The sequence below is a fragment of the Pararcticibacter amylolyticus genome (assembly GCF_003130405.1).
Lineage (GTDB): Bacteria > Bacteroidota > Bacteroidia > Sphingobacteriales > Sphingobacteriaceae > Arcticibacter > Arcticibacter amylolyticus.
In genome coordinates, this window is sequence record NZ_QEAS01000031.1 from 22,293 (window position 1) to 31,647 (window position 9,355).

Consider the following 9,355-nt stretch of genomic DNA (forward strand, 5'->3'; position numbering starts at 1 on the left):
ATAAAAGCGAAGAAAAAGCAAAGCGCAAGCCCGGGTAGAGCTTAGCAAAAGCGAAGGGACTCTGAAGCAGGTCAGAAGCGGGGGTCAGGGAAAAAGCTATTTCAGTTGCTTTAACACTTCGGAGCGGGCAAAAAGGTAACGGCCGCCAACCTGTTTAGCCGACAACTTACCGGCCTCCCGCCAGTTGCGGATGGTCTTTTCAGACATACGGATAAGGGCAGCAGCTTCTTTACAGGTCAGCCAAACCTCGTTGTCCCACTTGCCGGTGAATTCTCTGATATCAGCCTCCATTTCCTTTTGGGTTTCATGAATATCTTTCATCATGGAAAGGACATCCCGGAGCAGGCTCACAAGGTTAAAAATGTTCCTGGTTAAACGAACAAATTCTCGCATAGTATATTGGATTGGGTTAAATGAAATTAAAGCAATGCAGAAAGGCCTTCAAATAAGGTGCGGAAGCTGGATATATCGTGCATCCCAAAACCAATGTGCAGCGCAGAAACCTGGCAGGGCGGAGGATCGGATGCTCTCTTTTCGTAATCATCAAAGCCGCTCCTGGTGAAAAGCGGCAGCAATTGTTCAGAAGGGATTCCATTGGAAAACGTGATCCATAAGGCCAATCCCGCAAGGGGCTCGGTCATTACGGCCTTTCCCTGCATAATATGATTGAAGGCCTCCCGGATTTCGTCAAGGAGCTTGCGATAAGATAACATCAGCTTCTTTATATGAGGCTCTTTGCCATATAAATTGATGTAGCGGAGCAGGGGAAGCCAGGCTTCCGGCTGGTACGGCAGAAGATACGCTTCAGCATGTCGGGCAACAGACCTTACGAAGCCCCTGCCGGCCACCAGCACGTCAAAGTTGCCGAGCGAACCAGCCAGCGTGCTCAGGCTGCCTATGTGAATGATCTCACCTTTATGGTGCCTCCCGGCCAGGGGGATCAGCGGCCTCCTGAACCAAAGTTCGCCGGCATTATCCATTGCAATCAACACGAAATAGTATTTCGCAGCCAGTGCAAGCAAGGCATCCCTCCGTCTTTCCGACAGGGTCACGTTTTCGGGGAATGCCACCGCCGGCCTCACCAGTACAGCCTTCACCCGCTTTTCGCGGCAGATACGCTCTACGCCATCAGTCAGGATCCCCTCGTCATCAGACCCCGCAAACGCCAGGGAAGCACCCGAGCGGAGGAAGGTCGCCCGGGCCGCCATATCGAGCGGCGAAGCCATCACAATTAAGTCTCCCGGTTTTACCAGTGTTTCCGCTGCCAGCAGGAGCCCCGAAGCACCCGGGAGCACCAGGTGCTGGCCAGCCTCCGCCTCTATACCCCTGTTTAACAGCAGGCGGCGAAGCATAGCATCAGGGGTATCCTCTCCATGCCCGTGATTCACTAGATTTTGCCGGTGAGCCAGGCTTCTGCATATATCATAATACTGGTCAGCCCTGAGATAGGTCTGCGCCGGGAAAACAGCACCTATCTTCAGAAAAGCAGGAGAAAACGAAAAGTGATCACAGCCATAGAACTCCCTGTCTGCACGGAATGTATATGGCACGGGGTCAGTCCACCCGGACACTGCTTTAGACGCGCTTCCTGGCACATTGATAACAAAAGTGCCCCGGTGCCTCTGAGGCTCGAAATATCCTTCAGACTGAAGTAAGAGGTAAGCAGTTTTCACCGTCCCCTCGGCTACCGACAGCTTTCTGCTCAGCACACGGATCGGCGGAACTTTCAGACCCCGTTTGAGGTCATTCCGCATCATGGCATCTTTGCATCTTTCTACGATTTGCTCAGTGAGTGACCGCTTACGGTCAAGAGGCTGCTCCCAAAGTGAATTCCATTTGTCAGGCATCCGATAATAGTTTTCAGTTCAATTAATCAATTTTCCGGGGCGTTAATTCAGATAAGGCAGGCAATTAATAAAACTCATCAATAAATTCAAAGATTTGGGGCAAAATTCTCAGCATTTGAGCCGGTGAGTCACTCATTTTTCGTCGCAGTGTGTCAATCCACTGCCCATTTTAGGAGAATCAGCGTGTTACTAAAATCGAGGAAGTTTGAGACAACCAAGATCCAGCGCAAATTCCAAACTTTACAAAAAAGAAAGGAGGTTCATGATGAAACCCAAAGAATCACATGATAAAAAGCATGCGCTCTTCCGACCCGGGGCCGACAGCAAGCTCCATTTTTTTGAAAAATCTATTTATATCATTATGTACCACATACCCATCCATAAAATTCACTTACTGACCGTCAGAATCAGCCGCCTGTTTACAGGGAAGGTAAAGGAGTATACCGTTTTTGTGATCTGTATGCTCTGCATGGTCCTCTTCATGGGATCGGCTGCCGACAAAATAACCGACCACGACACTTTTCAGAAAGGGCTTGCCCGGGTTCCGTTCATCAGCAGCTATGCCCCGGTGATCGCCTGGGCGGTACCGGCCCTGGAAGCGGCGGTTGCAATCCTGCTGATAGTACCTCCCACGAGTCGGTGGGGCTTGTTTGGGTTTACGGGATTGATGATCATTTTTACAGTGTACATCCTGAGCATGATGCTGCTGGCCGAAAAACTACCATGCAACTGTAACCTGCTCCTCTCAAAGATGAGCTGGGGCGGGCATTTGCTTTTTAACGCGGGCTTTACAGGCCTGGCCCTGTTTGCCCTGTCGATCAGTAAAATGAATATTCACTTTAAAGAAAACGAACATGAACAACTTCGGTAAACTATCCGTAGGGATTTCCCTGGCTGTCGCAGTGATAGTGGGGAGTGCTTTTAAAAGCGCAGAGGCTTCGAAAGAAGCAAGCAAACCAGGGGCAGGCGCATTCCTGGTGCAAACTTCCAATGGGCTCTGGGAAGAGCGGAATACAGAACCCACCTCACTGGATTGCGCCGGAAGCGCCTCCATGCAATGTTATTACAGGGTGACGGCTGCCATTCCTGACCAGTCAAGCTACAGCACCAGCGACATTAACAATTTCCTGGCAAGTCCCGCTAAAATTGTAGCCGGTGAGCATTCATCTCAGGCGCTTTACACAGGAGACTAGCTCGAAAACCGGGGTTCACAAATTCGTCTTCAGGAAACGGACGAATCCCTGAGAGTCAGTCCGGGGGTCGGGTGGTCTTAATGTGATCACCCGGCCCTCTTTTGAAATGACCAGTAAGGTGGGATATCCCTGGATATTATAATGTTTAATGATTTCTGCATCCTTGCCTTGTGCGAGCAGGTTGATCTCATCGGGGCTGCTGTACCGTTCCAGCTCCAGGCTCCTGAGCCATACCTGCCGGTTTTTGCCCCCGTCGATACTGACCGATAAGAACACAATGCCGGGATTAGATTTGAACTCCCGGACAATGGGTTTTAGTTTTTCTGCCAGTTCCACGCAGTTGATACAGCCGGTATACCAAAAGTCCATCACGATCAGTTTCCCTTTGAAATCACTAAGCTTGTGTATTTTCCCCTCTTTATCGGGCAGTTCAAACGCATAGGCTTGTCCCGTCCTGCTTTCTATGAACCTGAGGAGTTCCCTCTTGTAAGGTTCATGCCCTGTTTGAGCTACTGCCTCTTCTCTTACCAGGTCCAGGTCACGGCGGGTACTCTTGCTGAAGTAAAAATTCAGGAGGCTGACTTTATCCCGGATGATCCCGCTATAGTGCTTCTGAATAGCGTGATAACGGTAGAGAAATGGGGATGGCGCATTTCCTGCCTGTTCCCTGGGATTGAAAACCTGTTCGGCGGCGTATTCCTTCCAAAACAGGAAATCAGCGTATTTGAATGAGCGGGCCAAAATGCTGTCCGGCAGGAACCGGCCATTAAAACCGGACTCATATTCCCGGTACGCTTCTTTGACCGCATCATGATGGCCCGGTCCATAGGGCTTTACAACCCGCGAGGTCCCGGCAAACATCCTGCTTAATAAGGCCCGGTTGTAGTCGCCCCAGATGTCTGCCTGTAACAGCGGGAACACGTCCCGCTCTATAAGCGGGCGGTAGCGATCCAATACTTTCTTCCGGACCTGGTAAAGCGAGTCCTGGTGACGGGCGCAGGCGGCGAGGTAAGAGGAATAGAGTCCCTTCTTCAGATCGTTTTCTTCCTCCACACGGTGTGCGGCGGCAATATCCATATGCCGCGATAGCTCCAGGGAACAGGCGTATTTTTCGCTTCCCCGGCCTCCGAAAGCAACCGTGTCCCTGTTTAAAAAGAGCGTGATGTTGTCACCATCTCTCAATATAAACAGGTTGTTATCGTAATTGAAGGGCTTCAGAGCCATTCCCACTGCCAGCTCCTGGCCTTTGAACCGACAGGTGATCCTTACATAACTGAGCGCTGCTGAAAGAGGAACTTCCATCTGCTCTGCTGCGCGGCTTATTCTATGCGTGACCGGCTTAGTTTCCGCGGTCAGGTCGGTATGAATACCGTCGGGGTACAGTTTGAATTCAATTTCCCCTTCCTCCAGGAAGACGGAATCCTGTACGACTACTCTCACTGAGGCTGCATAGTGTGACTGTTGCGCCTGGACGAGCAGAGGCAGGAAAAAAACTGCCACTGCCAGCTTCACTAATTTCATATTGTTTTGCTTAAAGATTGTTCTACCGGATGTTTTGGGTGATCCCGCTCAGGGCAATCTCATCGTCGGGGATGGGAAATACGTAGCGGGGATCGTTGGGAGCTATGGTGTAGCGGGTACCAGCCACCATGCGTGTCAGGGTGATCCCCACCCCTTCCCTGTTCAGGCGTTTCAGGTCATGCCAGCGCAGGCCGCGCCACACCAGTTCTTTCCTTCTTTCCAGCAGGATCTTCTGCAGGGCTTCGTCCGGCGTGGCAGCCGTGAGATCCTGGTAGGGTGCGGCAGGTGTAGTGGCGGCAGGCGACCAGCGCTTCCGGAGCAACTGGTTGAGGGTGTTCATCGCAGAGGCTGTCTCTCCCCTGCGGGCCAGGCATTCTGCCTTTACCAGGTACACTTCGTCGGTAGCAAGTCCTGTGAAGCCGTAGGCGCCATAACCGTTGTATCCCCGTTTTTTGATATAGCTGTTATCGGGCCTTGCATTAAAGTAAACCGCCTTCCGCAGGTCATTTGCACTGTATATTCCCAATAGATCCGGCGCAATCCGGGCGCTGGCAGCCGTATAGTTACCGGTAAATTCGCCATAGACCGCTACCTGCCAGGCATTATAGATCAGCTCTGCATTCGTCGTCGAAAAGGGAGTGGCGGAGGTTTTGCTGATTGTATTGTAGTCGAGCAGCACATCGTACAACGCCAGGCATTTCTCTGCGTTGTCCAGTGCGCGGCTGTAGTCGCCCATATCCAGGAAGATACGAGCCAGAAGCGCGTACACGGCTAATTTAGAAGGCCGGTTTAAATTAGCCGAGGGCCTTTCCACCGGTAAAAGGGTTTCAGACTCAGAGAGGTCACTCAGCACCTGGCCGAAACTTTGCTGAAGAGTAGCGCGCGGCTGGGTATAATCGATTGCCGGGCTCAGCCTGAGCGGGATTCCCGGATCAGTTGCAGCCGTAGCTGCGTCATAGGCTTTGCAGAAATTGCGGATCAGGTCGTAAAAAGAGAAAGCCCTGGCAAACAAGGCCCAGCCTTTCAGATAGCGGGCCTGCGGGTTTTCTGCATCTGCATACCTGGCCAGCCCGTCGAGCACTGCATTGGTGTAGAACACCTGCTCATAAAGCTTATTCCAGTCCCGGATCTCCCGCTCGCCGCCATAGAGATCCTTTGCCCAGATATATGAGTTGCGCTGGGTAGCCACCGGCACCGACTGGTAAGCCTCATCCGTGACGGTGTAGTCGTCCGAAGCCAGCTGGGCCAGCCCGCCTGTAAAGTTCATCACATTCGTATTGTCAAGCAATGCCTGAAAATCATTAAGGGTAGCGGGCACCAGCAGGTTACTTGCAGGCTTTTCATCGAGAAAGTCGCTTTTGCTGCAAGCGGAAAGGAGAACAATGAGGGAGAAATATAGTAGGAAGGTAATGGTTTTCATCATGATTAAAATCTAGAGGTCTGCTTTAAATCCAAATGCGAGGGTGCGCGGCTGCGGGATACCGGTGACATAATCGGGGTCAATGCCATGCCGGTTCGCCCGCCAGATGATCCCCAGGTTACGGGCATACGCGAAAACGTTCAGATGCCGCAGCGGAAACCCTTTCCGGTCGGGAAACCTGTAGCCGAGCCGGATGTCACCAAGCCGGATATGATCGCCCTTGTCTACCAGCACGTCTGAAAACTGGTAAATGCTCGTACGGGCTACCGTACCGGGGTACACCAGCGCAGGCACATTGGTTCGCTGTTCATCTCCGGGCTTCTGCCAGCGGTCTTCATATCCGTCCATCTGGTAAACGGCGCCGCCGCCGTACAGGGCGTCATTGTCGAGCGAGTTCCTCCGGTAGAAGTATCCCAGCTTATACAGGATATTGCAGGAGAGATCGAAACCTTTAAGCTGGAAGGTATTGCGCAGGCTGCCGAACGTCACAGGAACACCAGATCCGTTGTACACCAGGTCATTGCGGTCTTTCGAATTCCGGATAGCGGCATAGTCCGTGCTGAGATTTCCGTTGAGCCAGGCCTGCGGGTCTCCGCCGCCGGTTAGCCCGGCATAGCGGAAACTGAACACGGCATAATAGGAATACCCTTCAAGTGGATTGGTGTAGTTGCCCGACACGACATCATAATTGGTGCCGCTGGCAGCTTTATAAGAGACCACTTTGCTTTGCGAATAATTAAAGAGCAGAGTGGTGTACCATTTCAGCTTTCCATCAAGGTTGATGCTGTTTAGTTGCACATCAAGACCTTTACTCGCCGTAGTAGCGGAGTTGCCGGTATAAAGGGAGATGCCGGTCTGGGGGGCAATGGGACTATTACCAATCAGGTCCATTCCTTTTTTGTGCCACCAGTCGATACTACCCGACAGCCTGTTGCCTTTGGATGCGAAGTCGATCCCGGCATTCAGGTTCCGGTTCTTTTCCCAGCGGAGTGAAGGATTAGGCGGGTTCTGGATGGTGGCATTATAAGCGTTGTAAACCTGTGTGCCACCAGCTATGGCGGTGAGATAAGCGGATATGCTGTTATTGACATTGCCCGTATAGCCAAAGGTAGCACGGAGCTTCAATTGCGGCAGCCACTCCTGGTGATAGAAATCTTCCTGGTTTATGGTCCAGGCCAGGCCGGCACTCCAGAGAGGGACGCCTTTCTGGTTGGTAGCCACCCCAAAGATGTTCGACTCGTCTCTACGGGCGCTAAAGGAAGCAGTATAGCGGTCCCGGTAAGTGTAAGCACCGTTCATGTAATACGAAATAAAACGATCAGTGGTACCCAACTGGGTGGGGTTGATCACGATACGGCCGGTGCCGGTGCCGTAGAAATAGGGAAAGTCTGTGGTGGTATTGACCGCCACGTTCTGGTTCGTCCTGGTATCCTGGTTATAGCCGTAATAGACGTTGTTGCCTGTAATAACGGAATAGTCGCGCACTTCGGCTCCGGCCAGGGCGCTCACCGAATGCAGTCCCCACTGGTGGTCAAAGCTGAGCTGGAACCGACCGTTGTCGGAGCTCAGTGTGGAGACATCGGTATATAGAATGGCTCCCATCGGCAAAGGGTAGCGGAGAGTCCCCGTGGCCGGGTTTATCTGTGTGAAGGTGTTCACCAGGTTACGGGCATAATAGGACTCCTGCTCGTGCAGCTGGCTACCGTCCCGCTGCCCTTTTTCGTAACTATAATAGCCAGTAGCCCTTAATCCGCCGGTGATCTTATAGGTTAAAGACAGGTTAAGCCGGTAATCGGTCAGCTTAGACACCTGGCGGCTGTATTTATTGTTCAGTTCGTCCAGGGGTTTGTATTCCCAGTTCAGCAGTTTTCCGCGACCTGCGGTATCGGTATAAGCAGAGCGCAGGTTCCGTGCTACCGCCAGAGCATTTCCTTCGGCATCTGCTATGCGGGTGTAAGGATACGGCAGGCTGACAGCTGAAGGGCCTGAGGTATTTTCACTGCCGGTATAAATGATCCCGGCGCCGAGTTCCAGCTTATCCCCCAACAGGTGGTAGGTGTTGCTGGCATTGAGTGTGAACCGGTCATAGCCGCTGGCCACCTCGCCGGTCAGATTCTTGTCGTACCCAAAAGAAACAAAGTAATTTTGACTGGCGCTTCCGCCGCTAATATTTGCCTGGTACTGCTGGTTGACGCTCTGCCGGTAATAATATTTCAGCTGCTGCTCGCGCACATCATAACTTTTCAAGGCATTAATGCGCGACAGAGAGTCTGCTGCTGACAGGAGCCCCTCTGCCCTGGCCTGAAAAATTTCCACTGCTGGCGACAGCGCAGAATATCCGTCTGCAATCTTCGATGAATAAGCACCTTTGTTATAAAGGAATTGTTCGACTTCTATCCACTCAGCAGAGCTTAACTGTGGCCGGTAGTACAAGTCGGGTTTAGTCCCAATGTTAACACTGGCGTTGAAGCCGATAGTGGGACCTGTATTCAGCCGCCCCTTTTTGGTACTGATCACGATCACCCCGTTGCCGGAACGTGATCCCCATACAGACGCCGCGGCGGCATCTTTCAGGATGGTAATGCTTTCGATATCGTTGGGATTGAGGTTGTCAGGGTCTCCATCATAGGGGAAATTGTCCACTACGATCAGGGGTTCGGCATTGGAAAATAAAGTGGATCGTCCCCTGATCTCGATCCTGCCCTGTTGCAGGCCGGAGGCGATGTTGCTGCTTTTGGTAAAAATGAGGCCGCTGCTGACGCCGTCAAGCCGGTCAAGGATGCTGGTGGAGACTGAACGGTTGATCAGCGTATTATCTATTGGGGTAAAGGAACCGGTAGCCCTTTCTTTGGGGAGCTGCTGGTAGCCGGTGCTGACAACGGCAACCTCTTCGAGTTGCATGGCATCGGGGATAAGAGAGATGGTGATGTCTGCCCGGGCGGCTTGCAGCCTGAGTTCTTTTGACTGGTAACCGATGAAGGAGACGACCAGGATGGCATCGGGGGGAACGTTTTGTAAGGAGAAAAGACCTTCCTTCCCTGCGGAGGTGGCATGTGTGGTTCCCTTTATTTTAATGAGCGCTCCCGGAAGCGGCCCGCCTTTTTCGTCGGTGACTTTTCCTTTGATGGAATGGCCTGTCTGCGCGTAGGTGCTTACGATGGCCATCAGCGAAAAGAGGATGATCATCAGGATGTAAAAACAGAGCAGGTACTGGCCGGGAAGTTTTTCGGACGCAGGTTGTTGTATCGGCGCGGGAGTTTCCGCCGGATGTTTGAGTTGTTTCGTCTTGTGCTTAAAAAAGGGCAAAAGGATTCCCTGTACTCGGATTTTGAGCATTTTTTGATTAATGATTAAGAGGATTAAGAAAATATAGA

Annotated in this window: 7 protein-coding genes; 2 read left to right on the top strand and 5 right to left on the bottom strand. The window is 52.0% G+C overall.

Annotated features, from left to right (window positions below; translation table 11 throughout):
• Positions 1–96: 96 nt before the first annotated feature.
• Both DDR33_RS23590 and DDR33_RS23595 read right to left on the bottom strand, forming a co-directional pair.
• Positions 97–393: a helix-turn-helix domain-containing protein gene (locus DDR33_RS23590; RefSeq protein WP_109418268.1), complete on the bottom strand. Its 297-nt coding sequence runs from the start codon at positions 391–393 to the stop codon at positions 97–99.
• A gap of 26 nt (positions 394–419) precedes the next feature.
• Positions 420–1,847, bottom strand: a complete 1,428-nt coding sequence (locus DDR33_RS23595) for a GntR family transcriptional regulator (protein ID WP_109418269.1) — start codon at positions 1,845–1,847, stop codon at positions 420–422.
• 262 nt (positions 1,848–2,109) lie between these two features.
• Here DDR33_RS23595 and DDR33_RS23600 point away from each other — a divergent pair, with 262 nt between their 5' ends.
• Together DDR33_RS23600 and DDR33_RS23605 are read left to right on the top strand one after the other, a co-directional pair.
• Positions 2,110–2,718 (top strand): MauE/DoxX family redox-associated membrane protein, encoded by a 609-nt coding sequence (locus DDR33_RS23600; RefSeq protein WP_109418270.1) that lies wholly within the window; start codon positions 2,110–2,112, stop codon positions 2,716–2,718.
• The gene (locus DDR33_RS23605; protein ID WP_109418271.1) at positions 2,702–3,040 is read left to right on the top strand and encodes a hypothetical protein; all 339 of its coding nucleotides are present in this window, start codon (positions 2,702–2,704) and stop codon (positions 3,038–3,040) included. Before DDR33_RS23600 ends, DDR33_RS23605 begins: the two co-directional genes overlap by 17 nt.
• Positions 3,041–3,055: 15 nt before the next feature.
• On the opposite strand, the gene DDR33_RS23610 is transcribed toward DDR33_RS23605, so the two are convergent.
• From DDR33_RS23610 to DDR33_RS23620, 3 genes are read right to left on the bottom strand one after another with little or no spacing between them, the layout of a single operon-like run.
• Positions 3,056–4,561 carry a TlpA family protein disulfide reductase gene (locus tag DDR33_RS23610; protein ID WP_109418272.1) on the bottom strand — a complete coding sequence of 502 codons (1,506 nt, stop codon included), beginning with the start codon at positions 4,559–4,561 and terminating at the stop codon, positions 3,056–3,058.
• A 22-nt stretch (positions 4,562–4,583) separates the two neighbouring features.
• A complete protein-coding gene (locus tag DDR33_RS23615; protein ID WP_109418273.1) occupies positions 4,584–5,984 on the bottom strand; it encodes a RagB/SusD family nutrient uptake outer membrane protein in 1,401 nt (466 codons plus the stop codon).
• Positions 5,985–5,993: 9 nt separating this feature from the next.
• Complete coding sequence (locus DDR33_RS23620) at positions 5,994–9,317, bottom strand: SusC/RagA family TonB-linked outer membrane protein (RefSeq protein ID WP_109418274.1); 3,324 nt, start codon at positions 9,315–9,317, stop codon at positions 5,994–5,996.
• Positions 9,318–9,355 lie beyond the last annotated feature (38 nt).